The organism is Delftia sp. PE138, from assembly GCF_018320755.1.
In the GTDB taxonomy this organism is placed as follows: Bacteria; Pseudomonadota; Gammaproteobacteria; order Burkholderiales; family Burkholderiaceae_C; genus Comamonas; species Comamonas tsuruhatensis.
Window position 1 is genome coordinate 275,654 of sequence record NZ_JABEPN010000007.1, and the last position, 25,284, is coordinate 300,937.

Here is a 25,284-nt window from a genome sequence, read left to right on the forward strand (position 1 = left end):
GTTGCTGCGTCAGACGGCAATGCCGATGGAAATCGTGGCGGTGTGGCCATTGGTGGTGTCTCCGGTGAAGGTGGGCGTCTGCCAGGCGATCTGCTCGCTGGTGTTGTCGCCGAAGACATTGTCCGATGTCACGCTGACCCGCGACAGGTTGGAGACGCTGGCGCTGTAGCCGCTGACACCGGCATAGACGGCGCTGGCGATGTCCTTGGGCATGGCCATCTGCGAGGTCAGCAGCTTGTTGGTGTAGCTGCCGGCCGTGTTGAGGCTGCGGAACACCTCGAAGTGCATGTGCGGCCAGCGCCCGTCATAGCAGCCCGGGAAGATGGTCACAAAGGTGCATTCGCCATTGCTGTCGGTCGCCTGTACGCCGCGCAGGAAGTTCTGGTTGAGCAGGTCGGTGGAGTACAGCGAATACTCGCCCTCGCGGGTGCAATGCCACAGGTAGATGGCATAGCCTTCCAGCGGGCTGCAGTTGGTGCTGACGTTGACCAGGGTGATATTGAGCGTCAGCGGCAGGCCCGCAGCCGTGCCGCTCATGCCGCCAAAGCTGCTGCGCAGGTCGCTGCGCACCACGCCGCTTTGCGACAGCACGTTGACCAGGCTGCCGCGCGAGCCGTTGGAGCCGTCGGCGGGGTAAGGGCCTTCGGTTTCCGTGGGATCGACCATGCAGGTGCCGGTCGTGGTTCCAGTCCCCGTGCCCGTACCTGTGCCCGTTCCCGTGTCGGTGCCCGTTCCTGTCCCGGTTCCTGTGCCGGTCCCTGTCGAATCACCGGAATCACCTCCGCCGCCACCGCAGGCGGACAAGAGCGCGGCAGCGCCACCGGCAGCCATCAGGCCCAACAGGCGGCGGCGCTCGGACAGGCGGCGCGCCATGACTTGCAGATCGTGCTGAAGGCCCAGGTCGTGGGCAAGATCATGGGCATCTTGAGAGTGGTTCATGGGGATGGCTTTTCATGAGGGCCTGTGCGCAGGCCCGTGGGGTTGCAGACAGCCCGGCGGCGTGGCCCGCCGGGCCACGCGATCACTGCTGCGGATGGGGCGGCGGCCCGCCTGCGCCGGGCCCGCCGGCTGGCATGGCCACCAGCTGCCCGTTCAGGCTGCGGCAGGTGCCGGCCAGCGTCTTGCCATCGGGCATGGTCAGCGTCACGCTGTCGCCCTCGGCCTTGCCCTGGCAGGCCGTATAGGCCTCGGGCGGCGGCGACGGCGGATTGCCGTGCCCCCCGTGGCCCTGCGCATGGCTGCAGGCCGCCGCGAAGGCCGCCATAGCCAGCACCAGGGCCGGGCGAATGCGTGAAGCGTTGGTTTGCGAGAAATCAATCATGGTCTTTTCCTGGAGTTGCCAAGGAATTCTTGCGACCAATCTGGGGGGAAATTGGGAGAAGTGGACGTGGGTTCTGCAACATCGTCTGATGGCTGCACCCGGCTTACATTGCCTGCGGACAAGGCGTACGTGAACTCCTTGCCGTTGTCCACCATCAGCTTGTTGATTCCCATCGGGCAAGGCACCTGCGACACAGGACAGGCCCGGCGGCCGTGGCAGGACCCTGCTTATTTGGACACTGCCTGCTAAGCGGCCTGCACCGCGCGCACAAGGGAAGGATGCAGGACTCCCAACTTGGGCGTCTGTCCATGGGGAGCTGCAGGCGGCACTGCAAACCACTCTGCCGTATACGGCAGATCCAGGGCCTGCTTGAGATTGAATTTCGTGTCATAGCTCAACCCGGCAGCCGCATAGGCCACGGGATTGCGCTCGCGCAGGATGGCGAACTCGCCCTTGTACAGCGTGGTAGTGCGCTGGCTGGTGCCGTAGGCGACTCGTACCGTGAACTGCGGAGCATCGTCATCGAAGACCACCAGGATCAGCGCGGGCCGAGGCTTGGGCCCGGGAATGATGTCTTGCGGGAAATAGCACCAGACGATGTCGCCCGCCGTGGGCTCATCCCACCAAGGTGCGGTCACAGCGTCTCCAAGTCGAACAAGCTCGACTTCACCGAGCGTTGCTCACCTTGCGGCACTTTTTTCTTGATTTGCCTGACCTGGGCTGCCGTCAAGGGGCCGTCATCCGCCTCGTACTGCGGCAGCATGCGTACGGCAAGCTCATGCAGCGCACGGTGTATCGCCTGCGTTTCATCAACACCAAGATGCTCGGCCAGGCGCTTGGCGGTTTCTCGCGTGACGCCGGTGGCGCTGTCCACTGCGCGGTAGCGGAAGGCAATCTGGTTGGCGTTTGTGCGGGTCGGCATACTCAACTCCTTTGGATATATCAAAGATATCCACCCTGCCAGTACATGTCAACGATGCCCATGAATCGACCATGCCTCGGGCATGTCGGCAAAGCGGTACCACCCGGACCTTTTCACACCCATCTGAAGACTGCCTGCGCGGCCGTGGGGCCTTGCGCGCAAGACAGCAGCGCATTCAGAAACTACGCCCGCAGGGATACAGCCGACCAGATCAGGGCCATCCGGACTTACTCCAGCGTGACATTGGCCTTCTTGACCAGGCGCGCAAAGCGCTCCTGCTCGGAGCGCAGGAACTGGGCTGCCGCCTCGGGGCTGTTGAGCACGGTGTATTCGTCGCGCCGTGCAAAGCCGGCCTTGACCTCGGGGTCGGCAAAGGCGGTGGCGATGCCGTCGTGCAGGCGCCGCACCTGGGCGGGCGGCATGCCCTTGGGGCCGATGGCGGCCACCCAGCCGGCGATGTCCACGCCGGGAAAGCCCTGCTCGGCTACGGTGGGCAAATCGGGCAGCGATGCCACGCGCTCGCGGCCCATGATGCCGATGGCACGCAGCGCGCCGGATTTGAGGTGCGCCTGCGCCGTGCCCACGGCGATCACGCCGAAGTCCACCTGCCCGCTGAGCAGGTCCACCACCATCTGGCCGACGCCCTTGTAGGGAATATGGCGCGCCGTGGCGCCGGCGGCGTCCAGAAAGACTTCGGCCGCGAGGTGGAAGATGGTGCCGTTGCCGGACGAGGCGTAGTTGAGGTCGCCGGGCCGCGCCTTCATGAGCGCCTGCAGTTCGCGCGCATTGCGCGCCGCCACCTTGGGGTGGACGACCAGCACGAAGGGCGAGCCGCCGACGATGGACAGCGGCGTGATGTCGGCCAGGCTGTCGTAGGGCAGCTTCTTGAAGACGCTGGGGTTGACGGCGTGGTTGTTGGAGATGAAGGCGATGGTGTTGCCATCGGCCGGCGCCTTGACCAGGGCCTGCGTTCCCGTGATGCCGCCCGCGCCCGGCAGGTTCTCCATGACCACGGGCTGGCCGCCCAGCGAGCGCACCAGCGCAGTCTGGGCCGAGCGCACGATGGTGTCGGCGCCCGAGCCTGCCCCCACGGGCAGGATGACGCGCAGCGGCGTGCCATTTTGGGCGCGCACGCCCAGGGCAGCGGCCCCCAGCGATGCGCCGGCCAGGGCCAGCAGGGTGCGGCGGCGGAAGGGATGGGACGAGTGCATGGGGTTGTCTCCTTTTTGTGTTGTCTCATGCGCGCCGGGGTGGTTTTTCTGCGGCCTTCGGCGCCCGGGGATGGCTGTCAGGTCTGTGATGCAAGGGCTTCGAGGATTTCTTCGGTGTGCTCGCCAATCCCGGCCAGCGGCATGCGCACGCCGGGACGGTGGCCGTTCATGAGCAGGGGCAGCAGCACCACGTCGGTCTGGCCGCCGTCTTCGGTCTGCATGGAAGCCAGGCCGCCGCTTTGGCGCAGGTGCGGGTCGTCCACCAGTTGCTCGGGCCGCGTGATGGGCGCGTAGGGAATGCCTGCGGCCTCCAGCTGCGGCGCAAGCCGGGCCGATTCATGGCTGGCCAGGATGGCGCCCAGTTCGGCCAGCAGTTGGGGGCGCACGGCCACGCGGGCGGCGTTGTCGGCGTATTCGGGGCGCTGCAGCAGGTCGGCGCGGTCCAGCACGCGGCACAGGGTGGCGAACTGCTTGTCGCTGACGGCGCCGATGAACAGTTGCTCGCCACCGGCCAGGGTGAACACGTCGTAGACGCTCCAGGCCGACACGCGCGAGGGCATGGGCGGCGGTGCCTCTCCTGTCATCAGGTACTGCTGCATGTGCTGGGAGGACAGGAAGACGCAGTTCTCGAAAAGCGCGCTTTGCACCTCCTGGCCGCGCCCGGTGCGCTCACGCTCGCGCAGGGCCGCGAGCACGCCGATGGCGCCGAACATGCCGCCCATGATGTCGTTGACGCTGGTGCCCGCGCGCAGCGGCCGGCCCACAGGGCCGGTCATGTACGACAGGCCGCCCATCATCTGCACCACCTCGTCCAGCGCCAGGCGCTTCTCGTAGGGGCCGGGCAGAAAGCCCTTGTGGCTGACGTAGATGAGACCGGGCGCGCGCTGCGACAGCGTGGCGTAGTCCAGGCCCAGGGACTGCATGAGGCCGGGGCGGAAGTTCTCCAGCACCACATCGCTGCCAGCGGCCAGCTCGGCAGCGGTGGCGCGGCCCGCTTCGGTGGTGATGTCCAGCACCACGCTTTTCTTGTTGCGGTTGAAGCTGCGGAAAAAGCCGATGCCCAGGCCGGGCAGCGTGCGCGTTTTGTCGCCGCCCGGCGGCTCGACCTTGATGACTTCGGCGCCCAGGTCGGCCAGGATCATGCCGCAGGTGGGGCCCATGACCATGTGGGTGAATTCGATGATGCGGATGCCGGACAGCGGCAGCAGGGGTTCGGTGGCCATACAGGTGTGCTCGTGGGAAGGTAAGGGGTTCATTCAGCGGCAGGGGCTGCGTCGGCTTTGACGCTGCGCGGCAGGCCCGCGCGCCACAGCGCGCCATGCAAGCTTTCGCCGTCCAGCCAGGCGGCCACCTTGGCGCGCAGGCGCAGCAGGGCCTCGATGTCCAGGCCCGTGTCGATGTCCATGGTGTCCAGCATGAAGGCCAGGTCTTCGGTGGAGGCATTGCCGCTGGCGCCGGGCGCATGGGGGCAGCCGCCGATGCCGGCCAGCGTGGCGTCGAAGCGCGTGACGCCGGTTTGCAGTGCGGCATGCACATTGGCCAGGGCCAGGCCGCGCGTGTCGTGGAAGTGGCCGCACCAAAAGCGTTCGCCCGCAATGCGCCGCGCCTGCTCGAACAGCGATTGCACCTGGCCCGGCCCGCCATGGCCCACGGTGTCGGCCATGCTGACGTGGTCGGCCCCCGCGTCCAGCAGCGCCTGCATGCAGCGCAGCACCTCGGCCGGTTCCACCCGGCCCTGCAGCGTGCAGCCGAAGGCCGTGCCAATGCCGCCCTCTATCAGCATCGTCGAACCCGCCGCATCGCGTGCGGCACGCATGCGGGCCACCTCGGCCACGACCTCATCGGGCGTCTTGCGCAGGTTGGCCAGGCTGTGGGCATGGCTGGCCGACAGCGGCACCAGCATCAGGTCGGCCCCGCTGGCGATGGCGCTTTCGGCACCACGCATGTTGGGCACCAGCACGGAGACGAACAGGCCCGGCAGCGTTCGGGCATAGGCCACCAGCTCGGCCGTGTCGGCCAGTTGGGGCAGCAGGCGCGCGGGGACGAAGGAGCCGACTTCGATCTCGCGCTGGCCGGCAGCGTAGGCATCGCGTATCCATTCCTTCTTGCGCTCGGTGGACAGCACGGTCTGGATGCTTTGCAGGCCATCGCGCAGGCCGACCTCTCGGATGACGGCGGACTGCGGGGCACGGATGGGTTCTGGCATGGGAAGGTTCGCGTGGGGTGGTTTGTCTTGAATGGCACTTTAGACATTCCAACCAGCGTGCAGAAGCGATAATTTTTCGCCTCAGAGTTTCCCGAATGGAAATCCATAACCGCCATGAAAGACCTGGACCTGACCACCCTGCGGCTCTTTGTCGCGGCCTGCGACCTGGGCAATATCGCCCGCGCGGGCGAGCAGCAGCACATCGGCTCATCGGCCATCAGCAAGCGCATGGCGCTGCTGGAAGAGCAGGTGCAGGCCCCGCTGCTGGAGCGCCACCGCCGGGGCGTGGTGCCCACGGCAGCCGGGCTGATGCTGCTGGAGCATGCACGCGCCATGCTGGCCAGCGCCGACCGCGCGGCCCGCGACATGGCGGCCTACCAGCATGGCGTGAAGGGCCAGGTGCGGATACTGGCCTCGGTCTCGTCGATTGCCGAGTCGCTGCCCGATGACATTGCGGCCTTTCTGCAAAAGCCCGAGCACGCGCAGATCCGCGTGGACATCGAGGAGCTGACCAGCAGCGAAATCATCCGGTCCATCCGCGAAGGCCTGGCCCTGGTGGGCGTGTGCTGGAACGCGGCCGATCTGGAGGGCCTGCAGACCCCGCCCTACCGCTGCGACACCCTGGCCGTGGCCGTGCCGGCCGGCCACCCGCTGGCCTTGCGCGACCGCTGCAGTTTCAGCGAAACGCTGGATTGCGAGCATGTGGGCCTGCCCGCCTCCACGGCCGTCTACACCATGCTGGCGCGGGCGGCGGCCATCATCGGCCGGCCCATCAATTACCGCGCCGTGGTCAGCTCCTTCGACGCCACGATCCGCTGCGTGCGCGCCGGCCTGGGCGTGGCCATCATGCCCAGGGAGATCCTGGGCATGGCGGGCCCCAGTCAGGGTGTGCAGGGTGTGCAGGGTGTGCACATGGTGCCGCTCACCGATGCCTGGGCGCGGCGCCAGTTCGCCATCTGCTTCAGGGACGGCAGCCGGCTATCGCCTGCGGCGCGCACGCTGGTGGACTATCTGGCCGGGTGCGCGCAGGCGGGCTGAGCCGGCCTTGGGAGTTATCACGATTAATTGAAGTTTGCGTGATACATCCGCTACAGGGTCCCTCCAACAATGGGACCCATGAACACCGCCCTCATCACCCCTCAACCGGCACAGCCCCAGGATGGCCAGCGCATCCACCCGCTGTGGCTGCGCCTCACGCATTGGCTCAATGCGCTGGCCGTGGTCATCCTGGTGACCAGCGGCTGGCGCATCTACAACGCGGCGCCGTTCTTTGATTTCAGCTTTCCGGGCTCGATCACGCTGGGCGGCTGGCTGGGCGGGGCGCTGCAATGGCACTTCGCGGCCATGTGGCTGCTGGTGTTCAACGGATTTCTGTACCTGCTGCTCAACATCGCCAGCGGCCGGTGGCTGCGCAAGTTCTTTCCCATCACGGTGCAGGGCGTGCGCCAGGACCTGTTGGCCGCCCTCAAGGGCCGGCTGTCGCACGCCGACCCGGCCCGCTACAACCATGTGCAAAAGCTGGCCTACCTGTTCGTGGTGCTGGACCTGGTGGTGATCGTGCTGTCGGGCCTGGTGCTGTGGAAGTCGGTGCAGTTCCCGCTGCTGCGCGAGCTGCTGGGCGGCTATGAGTCCGCAAGGCGCGTGCACTTCTTCGGCATGGCTGCGCTGGTCGCCTTTGTGGTGGTGCACCTGGCAATGGTCGCCCTGGTGCCCCGGACCTTCCTGACCATGATCCACGGCCGTGCGCCCAAGACACCATGAAAATCTTCAAAGCCCCTTCCCTGCCCGGCGTCGATGGCGAGGCCGTGGTGCGCGAGGCACGCTCGCTGATCGTCCGCAAGCTCGACCAGCCCGCACGCCGCGCCTTTTTGCAGCGATCGCTCACGCTGGGCGGCCTGTCCCTGCTCACGGGCTGCAGCATCAGCGATGACAGCCACGTCGAGGCCGCGCTCAATCAGGTATCGCGCTTCAACGACCGCGTGCAGGGCCTGCTGTTCAGCCCCACGCGGCTGGCGCCCACCTATTCAGCAGCCGAGATCACGCGCCCCTTCCCCTTCAATGCCTACTACGGCGAGGACGAGGTGCGCGAGGTGGACGAGGCCAGCTGGCGCCTGGAAGTGACCGGCATGGTCGCCGATCGCCATGCCTGGAGCCTGGCCGAGCTGCGCGCCATGCCGCAGGAAGAACAGATCACGCGCCATATCTGCGTGGAGGGCTGGAGCGCCATAGGCCGCTGGGGCGGCGTGCGTTTCGCCGATTTCCTGCGCCATATAGGCGCCGACACCAGCGCCAAGTACGTCGGCTTCAAGTGCGTGGACGACTACTTCACCAGCATCGACATGGCCACGGCCCTGCATCCGCAGACGCTGATGGCATTGACTTACGACGGGCAGCCCCTGCCGCCCAAATATGGCTTCCCGATGAAGCTTCGCATGCCCACCAAGCTGGGCTACAAGAACCCGAAGCACGTCCAGGCCATGTTCGTCACCAACACCTACTCCGGCGGCTACTGGGAAGACCAGGGCTACAACTGGTTCGGAGGCAGCTGAGCGGCCTCACAAGCCGCTGTGCCGCCAACGAAGGTGCGAGGCCGGGCCATGCAAGACCGGCCGCTTGTGCAACCTGCAAACCGCTAATCCAAAGGAAGACTCAAATGACCAAGTTCACCACCACCGTGCTCGCCGCCTGCCTCGCCCTGGCCGGCGCCACCTCGGCATTCGCTGCGGATGAGATGTCCAAGGACGGCATGTCCAAGGGCGCAATGACCAAGGATTCCATGTCCAAGGACGGGATGAAGAAGGATTCCATGTCCAAGGATGGAATGAAGAAGGACTCCATGCACAAGGACGGCATGCACAAGGATGGCATGTCCAAGGACGCAATGAAGAAGGACTCCATGGGCAAGGACGGAATGTCCAAGTAAGCCGGGGAACTCGCCTGTCCCGGCCGATGCCGCCCGGGCGGCCGGGCTGGCGGGGCTGCCGGCCATGGGACCAGGCGCAAAGCCGGGTCCTTTCTGTGCACCCCCCATGCCCGCTCCGAGGCAAGAGCGGGCTGGCAGACCTCAGCGGCGCTGCGGTGGGCGCTGGCCCGGGGCGCCGCCGGAGCGTTGCTCAATATGACGGAACGTGAGACGGCCCTTGTTCAGGTCATAGGGCGACATCTCGAGCGTCACCTTGTCGCCGGCCAGCACGCGGATGCGGTGCTTGCGCATTTTTCCGCCGGTATAGGCGATGAGCTGGTGGCCGTTTTCCAGCGTTACGCGGAAGCGGGAATCAGGCAGCACTTCGTCTACCCGGCCTTGCATTTCGATCAGTTCTTCTTTAGCCAATGGGACTCCTGTGAGTACATGTTGAAAGGGGTGCGTCGCCGCAAGTTGCCGGTGCAGCACCATGCTGCGGCCTTGGGCCAGCGCAGGATGACCGCTGCACACAGGCAGCGGATCATCGGAAAAAAGGGAAAGAGGCCCCTGCAGGTGGCAGGGAGAGTGCGGGCCCGGGGAAGGGTGTTGGACCCGCGTGGTGCTCGCCGATGGGAGTGACAGTTGCGGACTTCGTCACAGTGGGCGGCCAACGGCAGTCCGGGGACTGCAAGAATGTCAGACGGGCACTGAGGAGGCGAACAACAAGGACAGCACCTCCAGCAGTATAGGTCAATTGCCGGACCCGCGTTGAAGCGGCGCCGGGTACCGCACCTGTACGGGGCGGCATTTTCCCTGCCGCGACTGGGGCAACTCGCAGTCGAACCGGAAGAAGTGCCCTCTCTTGGTGGTTGCCGCGGCATCGAAGCGGCCGCCGTCGGCCCGCCTCATGCCTTTCACCTATCCCAGCTTGGGCAGCAGGTTGAACAGCAGCACCATCAGCAGGCCCACAAAGGACACGATGGACTGCACCACGGTAATGGTCTTGGTGGCCTCGCCCATGCTCATGCCGAAGGACTCCTTCACCATCCAGAAGCCCGCGTGGTTGGCATAGTTGAAGAACAGCGAACCGCAGCCGATGGCCAGCGCCAGCAGCGGCACGTTCAGCGAAGGATCGGAGGCCGCCAGCGGCGCCAGCAGGCCAGCCGCGCCCACGATGCCCACGGTGGCAGAGCCGGTGGACACCGACAGCAGCATGGCGATCATCCAGCCCAGCACCAGCGGAGGCAGGGCGAACTGCTGGGTCATGTGGACGATGGCATCGCCCACCTTGGCGCTGGTCAGGATCTGCTGGAAGGCGCCGCCGCCCGCAATGATGAGCATGATGCCGGCGATGGGCTTGAGGCTCTGGCCCAGCGCGTCTCGCAGCTTCTCGGCATCGGCGCCGCGCAGATAGCCCAGGGTGATGGAGGCAAACACCACGCCCAGCAGCATGGCCACCAGCGGATTGCCCAGGAAGGCCGCTGCATGCAGCAGGCCCGAATCCTTGGGCAGCAGCACCTCGGCCAGCGCATGCACCAGCATCAGCAGCGCGGGCAGCAAGGCGCACAGCACGCCCATGCCGATGCTGGGCGCACTGCCCTCCCCGCCTTCCTTCTTGCCTGATGTGAACTGCTCCAGCAGGGCTGCATCGGGGCGCGTACTCATGCGCGGCGTGATGAAGGCGCCGTACAGCGGGCCGCCCAGCACCATGGCGGGGATCACGGCCAGAAAGCCGTACAGCATGGTCGGGCCGACCGTGGTGTGCAGCGTGGCAATGGCGGTGAGCGGGCCGGGGTGCGGCGGCACCATGCCGTGCATGGCGGCCAGCGCGGCGATCACGGGCACGCCCACATAGACATAGGCCGATCCCTTGAAGCGCTCATTGCTTTCCAGCTTGCGCGCCACGCTGAAGATCAGCGGCAGCATGACCACCAGCCCCACCTCGAAGAACATGGGAATGCCGATCACGAAGGCCACCAGGGTCATGGCCCAGGGAATCATGCGCTCGGACGTGCGCTGCAGGATGGCACCGGCCAGCCGCTCGGTGGTGCCGGAGTCCGCCAGGATCTTGCCCAGCATGGCGCCCAAGGCAATCACCACGCCCACCGCACCCAGCGTCTTGCCGGCCCCGTTGGTGAGGTTCTTGACGATCTCGCCCGGCGCCATGCCGGTGGCAAAGCCCACGCCAATGGAAACCACCAGCAGCGCCAGCAGGGGATGAAGACGGATGCGCGAGACGATCAGCGCGACCAGGACCAGCACGCTGGCCAGCGCGATGAGCAGCAGTTGGGTATCGAATGAAGACATAGGAGGCTTGGAGTTGTGTTTTTATGATGGACGCCCGCACGCTGGGATGCATGCGGTTTCCAATCGCTGCAAATCCTATGCCTGACCCTGAAGGGGGCCTGTAGGCTCCAGGCTTGTTCGCAGGAGACTGGCTCAGAGCCGTGCCTCCCGTTCCACTACTGCAAGACCAATGAACAACCTCGGCTCCGCTGGCACTCTCGAAGTCTTTGTCAGAGCCCCCATCCAGCCGGAATTTGTGGATTTGGTGGCAGATGCGCGCGCATCGATCGCCAGCGCCCTCGGCGAGGCGCTGGACAGCCTCTACCTGTATGGCAGCGTGGCGCGCGGCTGCGCAAGGGCGGGCTTCTCGGACTTGGACCTGACGGTGGTGCTGGTGCGCTCCCTTAGTGGACAGGAGAGCGCCCGGCTGGAGCAGTTGCGCCAGGACCTGCAACTACGTCACACAGAAGTCGTGAAGATCGATTTCGACCTGGGCACTCTGCAAGAGGTGCTGGACCCGGCCCATCTCTACAGCTGGGGCTACTGGCTCAAGCATGAGTGCCGCTGCATCCATGGAGAAGACCTGGCGCAGCAGTTTGAGGCGTTCGAGCCGTCCAGGGCGATTGCACAAGCCGTCAATGGTGACTACGTGCAGGTGCTGAACGACTACCTGCAGCGCATTGCTGCAACCCGGGACGACACGGAGGCCCTGCGCCTGCAACGCGAAGCCGCACGCAAGCTGATCCGGGCCACCAATGTGCTGCGCTCCTGCTCAGGGGGCTTCTGGCCGCGCACGCTGGAGGAGTTCGCCGATTGCTTTGCGCAGCTCCATCCGGGAATGGCGCAGTCCATGGCTTTCTTTCTGGCGCAGGCAAGGACGCCCGAGGCACCCAGAGCTCGTTTCAACGCAGAGCTTTCGGCCTTCATCAGCTGGATTCGGCACCAGCGGGCTGCATCTACGGCAGTCTAGGTACCGGGCAACGCCAGGGCCCAAGCCGCCAAACGCCTGGCTGCCACAAAAGCTTCAAATCTCCGTCACGGCACCGTCACGCGCAGCGGGTGCAATGTAAACGTTTTCAAGAAATCGTTTACATCCATGAGCATCACCGAGGTTGCACGCCGCGCGGGCCTGTCCGTCGCCACTGTTTCGCGGGTTTTCAATTCGCCGGAGGTGGTCAATGCGCAAACGCGCAGCACGGTGCTGCGCGTGGCGCAGGAAGTGGGCTATGTGGCCAATGCCAGCGCCCGCACGCTGCGCACGCGCAGCAGCAAGGTGCTGGGCGTGGTGCTGCCCACGCTCACCAATCCGGTGTTTGCCGAGTGCCTGCAGGGCATTGCCTCACAGGCGGCGCTGCGCGGCTATGCGATTTCGCCTTGCACCACCGAATACGACCACGCCGGTGAAGACGCGGCCACCACGCGGCTGCTGGCCAGCGGGGTGGATGCGCTGGTGCTGGTGGTCTCCAACCCTGGCGATTCGGCGGCGCTGGCGCGTGTGCGCCAGGCCGGCAAGCCCTATGTGCTGGCCTATCACCACACCCATGAGCATGCCTGCGTGGGCGTGGACAACACGGGCGCCGTCAGGGAGCTGGTGCTGCGCCTGGCTGCGGCAGGCCACAGCCGCATCGGCATGGTCACGGGCCAGTTGCAGGCGTCCGACCGCGCCCAGCAGCGCTGCCGTGGCTATGCGCTGGGCATGCAGGCCGCAGGCCTGGCGCCGCTGCCGGTCTGGGAGGTGCCCTTTGCCGCCACCGCCGTGCAGATGCTGCAGCAGCACCTGAGCGAGCAGGCTCCGCCCACGGCCATTGTCTGCAGCAACGATCTGCTGGCGATACGCACCATCCGCGCGGCATCGCTGGCCGGGTTCCGCGTGCCTGCGGACCTCAGCGTGGTCGGCTTTGACGGGATTGCCATGGCGGGCGATCTCACGCCTTCGCTGGCCTCGATTTCCCAGCCCAACCACGAGATCGGCTCGGCCTGCGTGCGCCTGCTGTGCGATGCGCTGGCGGGCAAGAAAACCCTGGCCGCGCAGGACAGCCTGTGCCTGCCGCATGGCTGGCGCAGCGGCGAGTCCTGCCGGCTCTGAAACCAACAACAGCGGCCCGCGCAAGCCAAGGCCGCGCCCTTCCCTTCCCCACGCTCCCCCACCTCTTCGAGTACGCACCATGAAACTGACTGCCCTCCCCTTCAAGCTCTCCTTCAAGCGCCTTGCCCTGCTGGCCGCCACCACCGCCGTCTGCGGCACGGCGCTGGCCCAGAGCGCCATCTGCTACAACTGCCCTCCCGAATGGGCCGACTGGGGCACGCAGATCAAGGCCATCAAGGCCGATACCGGCATCACCGTGCCGCCCGACAACAAGAACTCCGGCCAGTCGCTGGCCCAGCTGGTGGCCGAGAAGGCCAGCCCCGTGGCCGACGTGACCTACCTGGGCGTGACCTTCGCCATCCAGGCGCAGAAAGACGGCGTGGTCGCCGCCTACAAGCCCGCCCACTGGGACCAGGTTCCCGCCGGCCTCAAGGACCCCAAGGGCGAGTGGGTGACCATCCATTCGGGCACGCTGGGCTTCATGGTCAACAAGGCGGCGCTGGGCGGCAAGCCCGTGCCGCAGTCCTGGGCAGACCTGCTCAAGCCCGAATACAAGGGCCTGGTCGGCTACCTGGACCCGGCATCGGCCTTCGTGGGCTATGTGGGCGCCGTGGCCGTGAACCAGGCCATGGGCGGCACGCTGGACAACTTCCAGCCCGCCATCGACTACTTCAAGAAGCTGCAGAAGAACGAGCCCATCGTGCCCAAGCAGACCTCGTATGCACGCCTGCTGTCGGGCGAGATCGGCATCCTGCTGGACTACGACTTCAACGCCTACCGCGCCCGCTACAAGGACAAGGCCGACGTGGACTTCGTGATCCCCAAGGAAGGCACCGTGGTCATGCCCTATGTGATGAGCCTGGTGAACAAGGCGCCGCACACGGACAACGGCAAGAAGGTGCTGGACTATGTGCTGTCCGACAAGGGCCAGTCCATCTGGGCCAACGCCTACCTGCGCCCCGTGCGCGACGTGGCCCTGCCCAAGGAGGTGGCCGGCCATTTCCTGCCCGCCAGCGAGTACGCACGCGCCACCTCGGTGGACTACCAGAAGATGGCCGATGTGCAAAAGGGCTTCTCCACGCGCTACCTGCGTGAAGTGCGTTGAGCCGGGCGGACTGCATCGTGGGCATTCCCTCCCAAGCGCCAGGCGACTGGCGCGCCCGCGCGCTGCTGCTGGCCTGCAGCGCGCCAGCCGTGGCCTTCTTCGCCGCGTTCTGGCTGCTGCCGGCCGGCCTGCTGCTGGCGCTGCCGGCGCGTGAAGGCTGGCGCACCTACTTCGCCACGCTGACCGACGCGCTGTACCTGCAAAGCCTGCTGCAGACGCTGGCCCTGTCGCTGGCCGTGACCCTGGCCACGCTGCTGATCGGCGCGGTGATGGGCATTGCGCTGGCGCGCCACCGCTTCACGGGGCGCGGCCTGCTGCTGTCGCTGCTGACGCTGCCGCTGTCGTTTCCGGGCGTGATCATCGGCTTTTTCATCATCCTGCTGGGCGGGCGCCAGGGCGCGCTGGCCGATCTGTCGGTGGCCCTGGGCGGCGAGCGGATCACCTTCGCCTACGGGCTGCTGGGCCTGTTCCTGGGCTACCTGTACTTCTCGCTGCCGCGCGCCATCGCCTCCTACACGGCAGCGGCCGAGGCGCTGGACCCGCACCTGGAAGAGGCCGCGCGCTCGCTGGGCGGCAATGGCTGGCGCGTGGCGCGCGATGTGTGGTGGCCGCAGCTGCTGCCCACCACGCTGGCCTGCGGCGCCATCGTGTTCGCCACGTCGGTCGGCGCCTTCGGCACGGCCTTCACGCTGTCGAGCAAGTTCGAGGTGCTGCCCATCACCATCTACAACGAGTTCACCAACTACGCCAACTTCGCCCTGGCCGCCAGCCTGTCGATCAGCCTGGGGCTGATCACCTGGCTGGTGCTGTGGCTGTCGCGGCGCTGGGCGGGCCCGGCCGCCACAGGAGTCTGAACATGCGGACCACACAAAAAAATAGCCCCCACGCTGCCCTTGCAGCGCAAGGTCCGCTGCCCCCCGAAGGGGCCGCTTTTTGCCTTGGGGCGGCCCGGCGGCCAAAAATGCCGCCGCTGATGTGGCTGGTGACCGCCACCGTCACCGTGTTCATGCTGGCGCCCATGCTGCTGTCGGTGCTGGCCGGGCTGGTGCAGAACTACGGCCAGGGCCTGTCCAGCGGATTGACCACGCGCTGGCTGGCCGAGGTCTGGGCCGGCTACGGCAATACCGTGCTGATGTCGCTGCTGCTGGCCTGCGCCTGCGTGGCCATGACCTTGGTGCTGGGCGTGCCGTGCGCCTATGCGCTGGCGCGCAGCCGCTCGCCCTGGGCCCGGCATTTCGAGGAGCTGCTGACCCTGCCCGTGGCCATTCCGGGCCTGGCCAGCGCCCTGGCCCTGCTGCTGGCCTATGGCAGCGTGGCCGCCTTCCGCCAGAGCTTTGCCTTCATCCTGGTGGGCCATGTGGTGTTCACCCTGCCCTTCATGGTGCGCATGGTGGGCTCGGCACTGCGCCGCCAGGAGCTGGTGGCGCTGGAGGAGGCTGCGCGCAGCCTGGGCGCCTCGTTCGCGCAGCGCTTCCTGGGCGTGCTGGTGCCAGCCGTGCTGCCCGCCATCGTGGCCGCCTGCCTGATGGTGTTCACCCTGTCCATGGGCGAGTTCAACCTGACCTGGATGCTGCATACGCCGCTGACGCGCACCCTGCCCGTGGGCCTGGCCGACAGCTATGCGTCCATGCGCATCGAGGTGGGCTCGGCCTACACCCTCATCTTCCTCATCGTCATCCTGCCCGTGATGTGGCTGCTGCAGGCGCTGGGGCATTTCATCGAGAAGCATTATGGAAAGTAACAGCGTCGCCATCGACATCCGGCAGTGTGCCAAGACCTATGCCGACGGCACCCGCGGCCTGCAGGCCACCGACCTGCGCGTGGAGCCCGGCGAGGTGCTGGCCCTGCTGGGCCCCTCGGGCTGCGGCAAGACCACGCTGCTGCGCATCATCGCGGGGCTGGAGACGCCGGATGCGGGCAGCCGCATCGCCTTCGGCGACACCGACGTCACCCGCGTGCCCATAGAAAAGCGCCAGGTGGGCATGGTGTTCCAGCACTACGCGCTGTTCCCGCAGATGAGCGTGCAGGCCAACATAGCCTACGGCCTGCGCATACGCGGCGTGTCCGAGCAGGAGCAGCGCCGCGTGGTGGGCGAACTGGTGGACCTGGTGCGCCTGAACGGCCTGGAGCACAAGCGCCCGGCCGAACTGTCCGGCGGCCAGCGCCAGCGCGTGGCCCTGGCCCGCGCCGTGGCATCGCGCCCGCGCGTGCTGCTGCTGGACGAGCCGCTGACCGCACTGGACGCCAAGCTCAAGGAAACCCTGCGCGACGAGCTGGCCCAGCTGCTGCGCCAGCTGCGCATCACCGCCGTCCATGTCACGCACGACCAGCAGGAGGCCATGGCCATTGCCGACCGCATGGCCGTCATGCAGGCAGGCCGCATCCTGCAGGTGGGCGACGGTGAAAGCCTGTACCGCCGCCCGGCCCATCCCTTTGTCGCCACCTTCCTGGGGCGCGTGAACCAGGTCGAACGCAGCGACGACGATGCGCGCAGCAACCGGCTGGCGCTGGCCGGCATGGAGCTGGCCTGCCCGGCCGAGTGCACGGGCGCGGCCCGGCTGCTGCTGCGCCCTGAAGACATCGAGGTCTGCGCCGCCGGCACGCCGGGCGCCGTGCCCGCATCGGTGGCGCGCCGCGTCTTCCTGGGCGACCGCCTGCAGCTCACGCTGGAACTGGCGGGCCACACGCCGCTGATGGCCGACGTGGCGCGCGACCACGCCGCGCAATCGGGCGACCGCGTGGCCTTGCGCATCGCCCCCCACCAATGGATGCCCAACCATGCCCACGCCTGAAACCCTGCGCCCCTCCATGACCACCTTCCTGGCCCAGCTCACCGACCTGCACATCCGCGAACCCGGCCGCCTGACCTACCGCCGCATCGATACCGCCCAATACCTGGAGCGCACGGTGCAAAGCGTGCTGGCCCTGCCCCAGCAGCCGCACGCCCTGGTGATCACCGGCGACCTGACCGACTTCGGCCGGCCCGCCGAATACGCCCACCTGCGCAGCCTGCTGGCGCCGCTGGGCAAGCTTCCCATCTACTTGCTGCCCGGCAACCACGATGACCGCGACGCGCTGCGCACCGCTTTTCCCGAGCACACCTGGCTGCGCAGCGAAGGCTTCATCCAGTACGCCGTGGACATCGGCGATCTGCGGCTGATCGCGCTGGACACCGTGGTGCCCGGCCACAGCGAGGGCGCGTTGTGTGAGGAGCGCCTGCAATGGCTGGAGCTGCAACTGGCCGCCAGCGAAGGCCGCCCCGTGGTCATCGCCATGCACCACCCGCCCTTCGAGACCCTGATAGGCCACATGGACAAGATCGGCCTGCTGCAGGGTGCGCAGGCACTCGAAGACCTGGTGCGCCGCCACCCCAACGTGCAGCGCGTGATCTGCGGCCACCTGCACCGCAGCATCCAGGTCGCCTTCGGCGGCACGGTGGCCATGACCTCGCCCGCGCCCGCCCACCAGGTCTGCCTGGACCTGGCGCCCGACGCCGCATCGGCCTGGACGCTGGAGCCGCCCGGCTTCATGCTGCACGCCCTGCCGCCCGGCGGCCGGCTGGTCAGCCATGCCGTGGCCAGCGGCCAGTTTGACGGACCGCACCCGTTCTGGGATGCGCAGGGGCGGCTGATCGACTGAGCCCGGACGCGCGCGGCCCTGGTGAAAGCCGACGAGAATATCCGCCATGGATATCAACAACATCAAGGGCCGCCTGGACTTCCTGCGCGAGGCGGAAAAGCTCAAGAGCGTGCTGCGCAGCGCCCACACCTCCACCGGCCGCACCGAAAGCACGGCCGAGCACAGCTGGCGCCTGTGCCTGATGGCGATCGCCTTCGAGGACCAGTTCGCACAGCTGGACATGCTCAAGCTGCTCAAGCTGTGCGTGATCCACGACCTGGGCGAGGCCATCCACGGCGACATCCCCGCCGTGGAAAAGAACCAGCACCCCGACAAGAGCGCGCAGGAAAAGGCCGACCTGCTGCACCTGACCCGCTCGCTGCAGCCCGGGCACCGCGACGCCATCATGGCCCTGTGGCAGGAGTACGAAGACGCCGCCACGCCCGAGGCCCGCGCCGTCAAGGCCCTGGACAAGCTGGAGACCATCCTGCAGCACAACCAGGGGATCAATCCGCAGGATTTCGACTACGGCTTCAACCTGGGCTACGGCAGGAAGTACACGGGCGCCGATCCTCTGTTCGCCCAGGTACGCAGCCTGCTCGACGAGGACACGCGCCAGAAAATGGGCGCCGCCGCGCAGGACGCCAGCGCGACCTAGCTGCGCCAGCGCCCCTGTGGCCGCGTCAGCGGCCCGCGCCGACCCGCTGGCGCCGCCCCAGCCCCCTCCATCCGATGGCTGCGGCCAGCAGGCTCAGGACCGCAAGGGCTGTGTGCTGCAGCGTCGGCACGGGGGTCACCTGTCCACCGCCGGGGAAAGCTGCCACCGTATTGATGGACGCGGAAGCCATGCACGGCACCGTTCCCACGACCTGCCCTGCTTGCATGCACTGCACCGACGGGTCCCCGGCATCCACGGTGGCCACATTGGTAATGGTTGCGGGCGCCGGGTTGGACACGCTGGCCATCACGGTGAACACCAGCGAGTCTCCTGCCGCGAACACGGGCACCGTGACCGCCAGCGATCCGGAGCCTGACGCCACGGGACATGGCGTGCTGGCGCCGGGCGTACAGGTCCAGGTGGCGCGCTCCAGGCCGGCCGGCAGGCTGTCGGCAATCTGCGCCTGGGTGGCGGCCACGGTCCCCGTATTCCTGACGGTGATGGTGTAGCGCACCTCCTGCCCCGCCTGCACCTGGCCTGCGGGCGAGATGCTGTGGGTCAACGACAGGGCAGGATGCACGGCCTCCCTGTGCCAGGACATGACGTTCTGGTTTTGCACGGGCGCCCCGGTCCACGCAACGGACACGCCGTTGTCGGGCATCTCATAGGTCCCCAGACAGGTGTCGCTCTCACCCGAATGGCTGACCTGCTGGGATGTTTCCGAGAACAGGGAAGCGCACATCGCGTTGTTCACGGCCGCCACCTGTTCCGTGGCCATTTCAAACCGGCTCAGCATATCCACATCATTGGGAGATCCACCCGGGCCAACGCCATTGATGGAGCGGTGCGGATTGTTTCCCGTCAGCCAGCGTTGAAGGTGGATTCTGTTTCTCACGATATTGGACCCACTGTCCGTGGAAACCCTGAATATGAATGCGCGCACATCCGGGTCGTCACTGCTGTAGGTGGTCAATCCGTCCGAGAAACTATAGGAAGTCACCAGCGCCCTTATTTCGCTCTCGTCCAGGTCGGGTTGCAAGGGTGCGGCCGTTTCAAACCAGCCAGCCAGGCGGGCGGTCCTCGGAAAATCCTGGCATGAACCGTGAGGCCCCAGGGGACAAGCCGTGCGATCCTGGAAATCCGAGTAGGAGGTTCTCATCTCCCCGAAGTAACGCGTCACTTGCGCGCTGGCGGGTGGGCAGGCCGAGATTGCTGCACCGGCCATCAAGGCAGCCATGAGGGCGTGATTTTTCATAGAACTCCCAGTGATAGATAGATTTGCACTATCAAGGTATCACTGGCATTGAACTTTAAAAATCACTAATCTCAAAAATTCACCCTTCAATGACAAATATTTGCAATACCGCCATTGGAATGGAACTCCAAGTTGTCGTCCTGCCTACTTTTCAACGGAGAGCGCCGATGAATGCGGAACTCCATAACAACCGATCTGCCGCCCAATATCCATTTGGATGGGATCGCACAATACCCCATTTGAATCAAATCTATTGTGACAAACGTTTCAAACAGTAAATAACAATAAGGAATGGGGGTAGATCCGCCCCTGGAACACCGAGGACGGCTCCCTCACCGATCCACAGGCAGCGCCAGCGTCTCCTTGACCTCCTCCATCACCACATAGCTGTGCGACTCGGCCGGCACGGGCAGTTTCTTGAGGATGTCGCCCAGCAGGCGGCGGTACTCGCGCATGCCACCCAGGCGGGCCTTGACCAGGTAGTCGAAGCTGCCCGAGACCAGGAAGCACTCCAGCACGTCGGGCACGTGCAGCAGTTCCTGGCGCACCTTGTCAAAGACCTCGCCCGATTTGGACGACAGCTTGATCTCCACGAACACCAGCAGCGTCTTGCCCAGCGCCTCGGGCGACAGATGGGCGTGGTAGCCGGTGATCACGCCATCGCGCTCCAGGCGGCGCACGCGCTCCGAGCAGGGCGTGGCCGAGAGGCTGACCTGCTCGGCCAGCTCGGTCATGGAGATGCGGCCGTCGCGCTGCAGGATGTCGAGGATCTTGCGGTCGGTGCGGTCGAGCACGCGGTTTTCACTTCTGGCGGCCATGGCGGTGCTTCCCGGGGATGATCAATCACTGGAGATTATCAATATTTCAGTGGTTTCCACTGCCTCATCGTCAATAGACTTTGATTTCATCTTGTTGACCTGGCGGTGAATCCCATGAAAGTCCTTGTTCTTGGCGGCGGTGTCATCGGCGTGACCAGTGCGTACTACCTGGCGCGGGCCGGTGCCGAGGTCACGGTGCTGGACCGGCAGGATGCGCCCGCGTCCGAAACCAGCTTTGCCAACGCGGGCCAGGTCTCGCCCGGCTACTCCACGCCCTGGGCGGCGCCCGGCATTCCGCTCAAGGCCCTGAAGTGGATGCTGCAGGAACACGCGCCGCTGGCCGTGCGCCTGGACGGCAGCCTGTTCCAGCTGCGCTGGATGGCGCAGATGCTGCGCAACTGCTCTGCCCAGCGCTACGCCGTCAACAAGGAACGCATGATGCGTGTGGCCGAGTACAGCCGCAGCTGCCTGCAGCAGCTGCGCGCCGACACCGGCATCGCCTACGAGCAGCGCACCGGCGGCACCTTGCAACTGTTCCGCACCCAGGCCCAGCTGGACGCCGTGGAGCGCGATGTGGCCGTGCTGCGCGAATGCGCCGTGCCCTACGAACTGCTGGACCGCGACCAGCTGGCCCAGGTGGAACCCGCGCTGGCCCAGGCGCGCGACCGGCTGACCGGCGGCCTGCGCCTGCCCAAGGACGAGACCGGCGACTGCCACCGCTTCACCAATGAATTGGCCCGCATCGCCACCGGCCTGGGCGTGGAGTTGCGCTTCAACCAGAACGTGGATGGCCTGGTGGTCGAAGGCGGCCGCATTGCCGGCGTGCGCGTCAATGGCGAACTGCTGACCGCCGACCGCTACGTGATGGCCTTCGGCAGCTACTCGCGCCAGGCGCTGGAGCCGCTGGGGCTGGACCTGCCCGTCTACCCCGTCAAGGGCTATTCGCTCACCGTGCCGCTGGGCAACCCGGCGCTGGCGCCGCAGTCCACCGTGCTGGACGAGACCTACAAGATTGCCGTCACCCGTTTTGACGACCGCATCCGCGTGGGCGGCATGGCCGAGCTGGGCGGCTTCGACCTGCGCCTGGACCCGCGCCGCCGCGCCACGCTGGAACTGGTGGTCAACGACCTGTTCCCGGGCGGCGACGTGGCGCGCGCCAGCTTCTGGACCGGGCTGCGGCCCATGACGCCGGACGGCACGCCCATCATCGGCGCCACGCGCTACTCCAACCTGTTCCTGAACACCGGCCACGGCACGCTGGGCTGGACCATGGCCTGCGGCTCGGGCCGGCTGATCGCCGACCTGATCACCGGCCGCAGCCCCGAAATCAGCACCGACGGCCTGGCCCTGGACCGCTACACGCACCGGCCGGCCCGGCATCTGGGGGGCAGCTCCACGCCCGTCTCTGCCTGAGCGCAAGACACCTTGAACATCTGAAGCCAGCCCGCACCGGCCCTGCTTTACGGGCCGCTACCCCAGCGTCAGGTCCCGCAGCGCGGACATCAGCGGCGACCAATGGGCCTTGGGGTGGCTGATGAGAAGCCAGCTGCGGCGCGTGCGCAGCTCGGGGATGGGCAGGGACTGCAGGCGCTCGGGATTGCTGCGCAGCACATGGCTGGGCACGTAGCACAGCAGGTCGGTCTGGCCCACGATGTCGATGGTGGCCTCGGTGTTGTGCTGGATCTCCAGGGCCACGGTGGGCGCGCCCAGGCCCTGGGCCGCGAAGGCCTCGTCCACCACCTTGCGCACGGCGGCGCCCGGTGCCGGCAAGGCCCAGGAGTAGCCCTGCAAATGCCCGAACCTCAGGCCCTGCTCCAGCGCCAGCTGGAACAGCGGGTGGCGCGGCCGTGCGGCGGCCCATAGCTCGTCCTCGCCGATGACCACCTGGGCGCAGCGCGTGGCATGGCCCGGGTAGGACGGCACCACGGCCAGGTCCAGGCTGCCGTCGAGCAGCGCGCGCTCCAGGTCATCGGACTTGCCCACGGTCAGCCGCACGCGCAGGCCGGGGCGGCGGCGCAGCAGCTCGGCCACGGCCCGGGTGGCGCGGCTTTCCGAGGTGGCCTGCGTGAAGCCCAGGCGGATCAGGCCCACATGCTGGGCCTGGATGTCGCTGGCGGCGCGCATCGTCTCCTCATGCCGCAAGACCAGTTGACGCGCGGGCTCCATGAACAGCTGGCCGCTGCTGGTCAGAGCCACGCCATGCGTTCCGCGCGTGAACAGGGCCGCTCCCACGCCCTGCTCCACGCGGCGCACGATCTTGGAGACGGCCGGCTGGGTCAGTTGCAGGGCAGCGGCCGCACGCCCGAAATGGCCATGCTCGGCCACGGCCAGAAAGCAGGCCAGCTCGTTATAGGCAAATCCCGTCATGCCATTCCTTGTCAACGAAGAAAAACGAGAAAGCTTGCTACCTTGCCGAGCAAAGCCATTCCAGATGTGCATCGATTTTCGCTGGTTTGGTTATCACCAAGACAGGGCTTGTGGCTAGAGTTTTGGCATGGAAACTTTTTGAGCCACATCATGAACCCACCAAACATCGTGCTCATCGTCGCGGACAACCTGGGCTGGGGCGAGCTGGGCTGCTACGGCGGCGGTGCGCTGCGCGGCGCGCCCACTCCGCGCATCGACCAGTTGGCCTCCGAGGGACTGCTGCTGCAGAACTTCAACGTGGAAAGCGACTGCGTGCCCACGCGCTCGGCCCTGATGACGGGGCGCCACCCCATCCGCACGGGTGCCCTGCAATCGGTGCCGGCCGGGCTGCCCCAGGGCCTGACGCGCGGCGAGACCACGCTGGCGCAGCTGCTGTCCGCCCAGGGATATGCCACGGCGCATTTCGGCAAATGGCATCTGGGGGACATTCCGGGCCGTTATCCCTCGGACCGGGGTTTCGATGAGTGGTACGGCATTCCGCGCACCACGGACGAAAGCCAGTTCACCGCGACCACGGGCTACGACCCCCTGGTGGCGCCCCTGCCCCACATCATGGAAGGCCGCGCGGGCGCGCTCTCGGACGATGTCAAGGTCTATGACCTGGAATCGCGGCGCAACATCGATGCCGAGCTGGTGGAGCGCTCGCTGGACTTCATGCGCCGCAACCACGCCCGGGACCGCCGCTTCTTTCTGTACCTTCCCCTGGTGCACCTGCACTTTCCCACGCTGCCGCATGCGGATTTCGCGGGCCGCACCGGCCAGGGCGACTTTGCCGACTCCATGGTGGAGATGGACCACCGCGTGGGCCAGATCTCGGACGAGATCGACCGGCTCGGCCTGCGCGAGGACACGCTGTTCATCTTCTGCAGCGACAACGGCCCCGAGTTCCGCCAGCCCTACCGCGGCACGGCCGGCCCCTGGCGCGGCACCTACCACACGGCCATGGAGGGCAGCCTGCGCGTGCCCTTCATCGCACGCTGGCCGGGCCGCATCCAGGCCGGGCGCACCAGCAACGAAATCATGCACGTGACCGACATCTTCTCCACCCTGGCGGCGGTGGCGGGCGCCGCCGTGCCACAGGACCGGCCCATCGACGGCCTGGACCAGACGGCCTTCCTGCTGGGCGAGCCCCGGTCCGCGCGCGAGGGCTTTCTCTTCTACATCAAGGACCAGTTGCGGGCCGCGAAGTGGCGCGACTGGAAGCTGCATTTCTACTGGGAGCCCGAGGTCAACGAGAGCAAGGGCAAGCTGGAGTCACCCTACCTGTTCAACATCGTGCGCGATCCCAAGGAGGAGCATGACGTGCTGATCTTCAACACCTGGGTGCTCAACCCCATGCTGACCATGGTCCAGCGCTTCAACGAAAGCTGCAAAGCACACCCCAACACCGCGCCCGGCGCCCCCGACCAATGACCTGCGCACCCCTACCCGCCCCGCAGGCCAGCGGCCGCCTGCCGACCACCCGCCGCCATGCACTGCGCCCCCTGGCCGCCGCAGCCCTGCTGGCCCTTGCACTGCCCACAACCCGCGCGGCCGAGCCGGCGGCGCACGCGCCGCAGGGCAAGCCCATCACCTGGATCGTGGGCTTTGCGCCCGGCGGCAGCCTGGACGTGCTGACCCGCCATGTGGCCCGTCAACTGGAGGCCAGGGCCGGTGTCAGCGTGGTGGTGGAGAACCGGCCGGGCGCCTCGGGCGCGATCAGCCTGCAGGCGGCGGCCAAGGCACCTGCCGATGGCCTGACCCTGGTCTCCGTTCCGGGACCGCAGCTGTCCGGCCCGCGCCAGCCCGAGGTGGGCCGCGAGCTGACCGCCGTGGCCGTGATGGCCCGGGGCGCCATGGTGCTGGTGGGCCCAGCCCCGGGTGCAGCCGGCAGCCTGGGCGAGCTGGTAGCCGCCATGAAAGCCAAACCGGGCCAATGGAGCTACGCCAGTTCGGGCACGGGCACCTCCCAGCATCTGGCGGGCGAACTGCTCAACGCCCTGGCGGCCACCAGCATGGTGCATGTGCCGTACAAGGGTGGCGGGCAGGCCGTGACCGATGTGGTGGGCGGGCAGATCCCCCTGGCCATGCTGGGCGTGACGCCCGTGCTGCCGCACATCCAGTCGGGCCGGCTGAAGGCCTATGCCGTGACCAGCGCCACGCGCATAGACAGCCTGCCTGATGTACCGACCATGCGCGAGGCCGGCGTGCCCGGCTACGAGGCCACCCAGTGGTATGCCGTGGCCGTGCCCTCCGGCACGCCCCCCGAGCGGCTGGCCCAGCTCAACCAATGGATCAACCAGGCCATGCAGTCGCCCGAGCTGCGCCCCACGCTGCAGGCCGCAGGGGCCGTGGCCACGCCCATGTCGCTGCCCGAGATCCAGCGCTTCATGTCCCAGGACAACGCCAAGTGGAAGAAGCTGGCTGCAGACCGGCGCCTGGCGCTGGACTGACCTCACAGCGCCGGGCCACGCCGGGCCGCCAGCCCCT

General features: G+C 67.0%; 27 protein-coding genes. 15 read left to right on the plus strand and 12 right to left on the minus strand.

The features are described 5' to 3' along the window. Positions 1–9: 9 nt before the first annotated feature. The 7 genes from HFGMBDPB_RS22815 to HFGMBDPB_RS22845 form a co-directional block, all read right to left on the minus strand. A complete protein-coding gene (locus tag HFGMBDPB_RS22815) occupies positions 10–939 on the minus strand; it encodes a dioxygenase family protein (RefSeq protein WP_212646328.1) in 930 nt (309 codons plus the stop codon). Between the two features lie 82 nt (positions 940–1,021). Beyond that, a complete protein-coding gene (locus HFGMBDPB_RS22820; RefSeq protein WP_088165099.1) occupies positions 1,022–1,321 on the minus strand; it encodes a hypothetical protein in 300 nt (99 codons plus the stop codon). A 245-nt stretch (positions 1,322–1,566) separates the two neighbouring features. After that, entirely contained in the window at positions 1,567–1,959 is a 393-nt protein-coding gene (locus HFGMBDPB_RS22825; protein ID WP_212646329.1) for a hypothetical protein, read from the minus strand. Then, positions 1,956–2,243: a hypothetical protein gene (locus HFGMBDPB_RS22830; RefSeq protein ID WP_016453658.1), complete on the minus strand. Its 288-nt coding sequence runs from the start codon at positions 2,241–2,243 to the stop codon at positions 1,956–1,958. The genes HFGMBDPB_RS22825 and HFGMBDPB_RS22830 overlap by 4 nt, the downstream gene beginning before the upstream one ends. A gap of 227 nt (positions 2,244–2,470) precedes the next feature. Continuing rightward, on the minus strand, positions 2,471–3,454 hold the full coding sequence (locus HFGMBDPB_RS22835; RefSeq protein ID WP_212646330.1) for a tripartite tricarboxylate transporter substrate binding protein: 984 nt from the start codon (positions 3,452–3,454) through the stop codon (positions 2,471–2,473). A gap of 77 nt (positions 3,455–3,531) precedes the next feature. Then, positions 3,532–4,677 carry a CaiB/BaiF CoA transferase family protein gene (locus HFGMBDPB_RS22840; protein ID WP_349305392.1) on the minus strand — a complete coding sequence of 382 codons (1,146 nt, stop codon included), beginning with the start codon at positions 4,675–4,677 and terminating at the stop codon, positions 3,532–3,534. A 29-nt stretch (positions 4,678–4,706) separates the two neighbouring features. After that, positions 4,707–5,660, minus strand: a complete 954-nt coding sequence (locus tag HFGMBDPB_RS22845) for a hydroxymethylglutaryl-CoA lyase (protein WP_212646332.1) — start codon at positions 5,658–5,660, stop codon at positions 4,707–4,709. Between the two features lie 114 nt (positions 5,661–5,774). Here HFGMBDPB_RS22845 and HFGMBDPB_RS22850 point away from each other — a divergent pair, with 114 nt between their 5' ends. From HFGMBDPB_RS22850 to HFGMBDPB_RS22865, 4 genes are all read left to right on the plus strand, one after another. Then, positions 5,775–6,698: a LysR family transcriptional regulator gene (locus HFGMBDPB_RS22850; protein ID WP_212646333.1), complete on the plus strand. Its 924-nt coding sequence runs from the start codon at positions 5,775–5,777 to the stop codon at positions 6,696–6,698. A 69-nt stretch (positions 6,699–6,767) separates the two neighbouring features. Then, positions 6,768–7,421, plus strand: a complete 654-nt coding sequence (locus HFGMBDPB_RS22855; protein WP_502757479.1) for a cytochrome b/b6 domain-containing protein — start codon at positions 6,768–6,770, stop codon at positions 7,419–7,421. Beyond that, positions 7,418–8,209 carry a molybdopterin-dependent oxidoreductase gene (locus HFGMBDPB_RS22860; RefSeq protein WP_016448118.1) on the plus strand — a complete coding sequence of 264 codons (792 nt, stop codon included), beginning with the start codon at positions 7,418–7,420 and terminating at the stop codon, positions 8,207–8,209. Before HFGMBDPB_RS22855 ends, HFGMBDPB_RS22860 begins: the two co-directional genes overlap by 4 nt. A gap of 104 nt (positions 8,210–8,313) precedes the next feature. Beyond that, positions 8,314–8,583, plus strand: a complete 270-nt coding sequence (locus HFGMBDPB_RS22865) for a pentapeptide MXKDX repeat protein (protein WP_074923931.1) — start codon at positions 8,314–8,316, stop codon at positions 8,581–8,583. A gap of 141 nt (positions 8,584–8,724) precedes the next feature. Here HFGMBDPB_RS22865 and infA read toward each other — a convergent pair whose 3' ends face one another. Together infA and HFGMBDPB_RS22875 are read right to left on the minus strand one after the other, a co-directional pair. After that, positions 8,725–8,991, minus strand: a complete 267-nt coding sequence (infA, locus tag HFGMBDPB_RS22870) for a translation initiation factor IF-1 (RefSeq protein ID WP_016448120.1) — start codon at positions 8,989–8,991, stop codon at positions 8,725–8,727. Between the two features lie 489 nt (positions 8,992–9,480). Further along, positions 9,481–10,869 carry a GntP family permease gene (locus HFGMBDPB_RS22875; protein ID WP_017407212.1) on the minus strand — a complete coding sequence of 463 codons (1,389 nt, stop codon included), beginning with the start codon at positions 10,867–10,869 and terminating at the stop codon, positions 9,481–9,483. 169 nt (positions 10,870–11,038) lie between these two features. Here HFGMBDPB_RS22875 and HFGMBDPB_RS22880 point away from each other — a divergent pair, with 169 nt between their 5' ends. From HFGMBDPB_RS22880 to HFGMBDPB_RS22915, 8 genes are all read left to right on the plus strand, one after another. Further along, positions 11,039–11,818 (plus strand): nucleotidyltransferase domain-containing protein, encoded by a 780-nt coding sequence (locus HFGMBDPB_RS22880; protein WP_212646335.1) that lies wholly within the window; start codon positions 11,039–11,041, stop codon positions 11,816–11,818. Positions 11,819–11,944: 126 nt separating this feature from the next. Then, the gene (locus tag HFGMBDPB_RS22885; protein WP_133073454.1) at positions 11,945–12,934 is read left to right on the plus strand and encodes a LacI family DNA-binding transcriptional regulator; all 990 of its coding nucleotides are present in this window, start codon (positions 11,945–11,947) and stop codon (positions 12,932–12,934) included. A gap of 79 nt (positions 12,935–13,013) precedes the next feature. Then, positions 13,014–14,039, plus strand: a complete 1,026-nt coding sequence (locus tag HFGMBDPB_RS22890) for an ABC transporter substrate-binding protein (RefSeq protein WP_017407209.1) — start codon at positions 13,014–13,016, stop codon at positions 14,037–14,039. Beyond that, positions 14,036–14,893, plus strand: coding sequence for an ABC transporter permease (locus HFGMBDPB_RS22895; RefSeq protein WP_046239739.1), 858 nt, complete (start codon positions 14,036–14,038; stop codon positions 14,891–14,893). Before HFGMBDPB_RS22890 ends, HFGMBDPB_RS22895 begins: the two co-directional genes overlap by 4 nt. 119 nt (positions 14,894–15,012) lie before the next feature. After that, positions 15,013–15,780: an ABC transporter permease gene (locus HFGMBDPB_RS22900; protein WP_034347925.1), complete on the plus strand. Its 768-nt coding sequence runs from the start codon at positions 15,013–15,015 to the stop codon at positions 15,778–15,780. After that, positions 15,770–16,831 (plus strand): ABC transporter ATP-binding protein, encoded by a 1,062-nt coding sequence (locus tag HFGMBDPB_RS22905; RefSeq protein WP_012204960.1) that lies wholly within the window; start codon positions 15,770–15,772, stop codon positions 16,829–16,831. The genes HFGMBDPB_RS22900 and HFGMBDPB_RS22905 overlap by 11 nt, the downstream gene beginning before the upstream one ends. Continuing rightward, entirely contained in the window at positions 16,818–17,678 is an 861-nt protein-coding gene (locus tag HFGMBDPB_RS22910; RefSeq protein WP_133073455.1) for a phosphodiesterase, read from the plus strand. Before HFGMBDPB_RS22905 ends, HFGMBDPB_RS22910 begins: the two co-directional genes overlap by 14 nt. A 46-nt stretch (positions 17,679–17,724) precedes the next feature. After that, positions 17,725–18,315, plus strand: coding sequence for an HD domain-containing protein (locus HFGMBDPB_RS22915; protein ID WP_016448132.1), 591 nt, complete (start codon positions 17,725–17,727; stop codon positions 18,313–18,315). Positions 18,316–18,340: 25 nt separating this feature from the next. On the opposite strand, the gene HFGMBDPB_RS29830 is transcribed toward HFGMBDPB_RS22915, so the two are convergent. Next, a complete protein-coding gene (locus tag HFGMBDPB_RS29830; RefSeq protein WP_223275246.1) occupies positions 18,341–19,093 on the minus strand; it encodes a DUF11 domain-containing protein in 753 nt (250 codons plus the stop codon). 809 nt (positions 19,094–19,902) lie between these two features. Continuing rightward, positions 19,903–20,388, minus strand: a complete 486-nt coding sequence (locus HFGMBDPB_RS22925) for a winged helix-turn-helix transcriptional regulator (RefSeq protein WP_016448134.1) — start codon at positions 20,386–20,388, stop codon at positions 19,903–19,905. Positions 20,389–20,502: 114 nt separating this feature from the next. Here HFGMBDPB_RS22925 and HFGMBDPB_RS22930 point away from each other — a divergent pair, with 114 nt between their 5' ends. Continuing rightward, a complete protein-coding gene (locus HFGMBDPB_RS22930) occupies positions 20,503–21,801 on the plus strand; it encodes a D-amino acid dehydrogenase (RefSeq protein WP_016448135.1) in 1,299 nt (432 codons plus the stop codon). Between the two features lie 57 nt (positions 21,802–21,858). Here the strand turns inward: HFGMBDPB_RS22930 and HFGMBDPB_RS22935 are convergent, their stop codons facing one another. After that, positions 21,859–22,755, minus strand: a complete 897-nt coding sequence (locus HFGMBDPB_RS22935; protein WP_013802902.1) for a LysR family transcriptional regulator — start codon at positions 22,753–22,755, stop codon at positions 21,859–21,861. 150 nt (positions 22,756–22,905) lie between these two features. Between HFGMBDPB_RS22935 and HFGMBDPB_RS22940 the strand changes: the two genes are divergently transcribed. Together HFGMBDPB_RS22940 and HFGMBDPB_RS22945 are read left to right on the plus strand one after the other, a co-directional pair. After that, positions 22,906–24,228: an arylsulfatase gene (locus tag HFGMBDPB_RS22940; RefSeq protein WP_026062891.1), complete on the plus strand. Its 1,323-nt coding sequence runs from the start codon at positions 22,906–22,908 to the stop codon at positions 24,226–24,228. Then, positions 24,225–25,247 carry a tripartite tricarboxylate transporter substrate binding protein gene (locus HFGMBDPB_RS22945; RefSeq protein ID WP_133073457.1) on the plus strand — a complete coding sequence of 341 codons (1,023 nt, stop codon included), beginning with the start codon at positions 24,225–24,227 and terminating at the stop codon, positions 25,245–25,247. The genes HFGMBDPB_RS22940 and HFGMBDPB_RS22945 overlap by 4 nt, the downstream gene beginning before the upstream one ends. The last annotated feature ends 37 nt before the right edge of the window (positions 25,248–25,284 follow it).

What these genes read in the sequence shown, in the direction of transcription:
- HFGMBDPB_RS22910 (WP_133073455.1), top strand. Translation starts at nt 16,818, where the DNA reads ATGCCCACGCCTGAAACCCTGCGCCCCTCCATGACCACCTTCCTGGCC.
- HFGMBDPB_RS22840 (WP_349305392.1), bottom strand. Translation starts at nt 4,677, where the DNA reads ATGGCCACCGAACCCCTGCTGCCGCTGTCCGGCATCCGCATCATCGAA.
- HFGMBDPB_RS22880 (WP_212646335.1), top strand. Translation starts at nt 11,039, where the DNA reads ATGAACAACCTCGGCTCCGCTGGCACTCTCGAAGTCTTTGTCAGAGCC.
- HFGMBDPB_RS29830 (WP_223275246.1), bottom strand. Translation starts at nt 19,093, where the DNA reads ATGGCCACGGAACAGGTGGCGGCCGTGAACAACGCGATGTGCGCTTCC.
- HFGMBDPB_RS22830 (WP_016453658.1), bottom strand. Translation starts at nt 2,243, where the DNA reads ATGCCGACCCGCACAAACGCCAACCAGATTGCCTTCCGCTACCGCGCA.
- HFGMBDPB_RS22900 (WP_034347925.1), top strand. Translation starts at nt 15,013, where the DNA reads ATGTGGCTGGTGACCGCCACCGTCACCGTGTTCATGCTGGCGCCCATG.
- HFGMBDPB_RS22815 (WP_212646328.1), bottom strand. Translation starts at nt 939, where the DNA reads ATGAACCACTCTCAAGATGCCCATGATCTTGCCCACGACCTGGGCCTT.
- HFGMBDPB_RS22890 (WP_017407209.1), top strand. Translation starts at nt 13,014, where the DNA reads ATGAAACTGACTGCCCTCCCCTTCAAGCTCTCCTTCAAGCGCCTTGCC.
- HFGMBDPB_RS22835 (WP_212646330.1), bottom strand. Translation starts at nt 3,454, where the DNA reads ATGCACTCGTCCCATCCCTTCCGCCGCCGCACCCTGCTGGCCCTGGCC.
- HFGMBDPB_RS22845 (WP_212646332.1), bottom strand. Translation starts at nt 5,660, where the DNA reads ATGCCAGAACCCATCCGTGCCCCGCAGTCCGCCGTCATCCGAGAGGTC.
- HFGMBDPB_RS22945 (WP_133073457.1), top strand. Translation starts at nt 24,225, where the DNA reads ATGACCTGCGCACCCCTACCCGCCCCGCAGGCCAGCGGCCGCCTGCCG.
- HFGMBDPB_RS22820 (WP_088165099.1), bottom strand. Translation starts at nt 1,321, where the DNA reads ATGATTGATTTCTCGCAAACCAACGCTTCACGCATTCGCCCGGCCCTG.
- HFGMBDPB_RS22855 (WP_502757479.1), top strand. Translation starts at nt 6,768, where the DNA reads ATGGGACCCATGAACACCGCCCTCATCACCCCTCAACCGGCACAGCCC.
- HFGMBDPB_RS22915 (WP_016448132.1), top strand. Translation starts at nt 17,725, where the DNA reads ATGGATATCAACAACATCAAGGGCCGCCTGGACTTCCTGCGCGAGGCG.
- HFGMBDPB_RS22875 (WP_017407212.1), bottom strand. Translation starts at nt 10,869, where the DNA reads ATGTCTTCATTCGATACCCAACTGCTGCTCATCGCGCTGGCCAGCGTG.
- HFGMBDPB_RS22925 (WP_016448134.1), bottom strand. Translation starts at nt 20,388, where the DNA reads ATGGCCGCCAGAAGTGAAAACCGCGTGCTCGACCGCACCGACCGCAAG.
- HFGMBDPB_RS22940 (WP_026062891.1), top strand. Translation starts at nt 22,906, where the DNA reads ATGAACCCACCAAACATCGTGCTCATCGTCGCGGACAACCTGGGCTGG.
- HFGMBDPB_RS22860 (WP_016448118.1), top strand. Translation starts at nt 7,418, where the DNA reads ATGAAAATCTTCAAAGCCCCTTCCCTGCCCGGCGTCGATGGCGAGGCC.
- HFGMBDPB_RS22930 (WP_016448135.1), top strand. Translation starts at nt 20,503, where the DNA reads ATGAAAGTCCTTGTTCTTGGCGGCGGTGTCATCGGCGTGACCAGTGCG.
- HFGMBDPB_RS22935 (WP_013802902.1), bottom strand. Translation starts at nt 22,755, where the DNA reads ATGACGGGATTTGCCTATAACGAGCTGGCCTGCTTTCTGGCCGTGGCC.
- HFGMBDPB_RS22885 (WP_133073454.1), top strand. Translation starts at nt 11,945, where the DNA reads ATGAGCATCACCGAGGTTGCACGCCGCGCGGGCCTGTCCGTCGCCACT.
- HFGMBDPB_RS22865 (WP_074923931.1), top strand. Translation starts at nt 8,314, where the DNA reads ATGACCAAGTTCACCACCACCGTGCTCGCCGCCTGCCTCGCCCTGGCC.
- HFGMBDPB_RS22905 (WP_012204960.1), top strand. Translation starts at nt 15,770, where the DNA reads ATGGAAAGTAACAGCGTCGCCATCGACATCCGGCAGTGTGCCAAGACC.
- HFGMBDPB_RS22850 (WP_212646333.1), top strand. Translation starts at nt 5,775, where the DNA reads ATGAAAGACCTGGACCTGACCACCCTGCGGCTCTTTGTCGCGGCCTGC.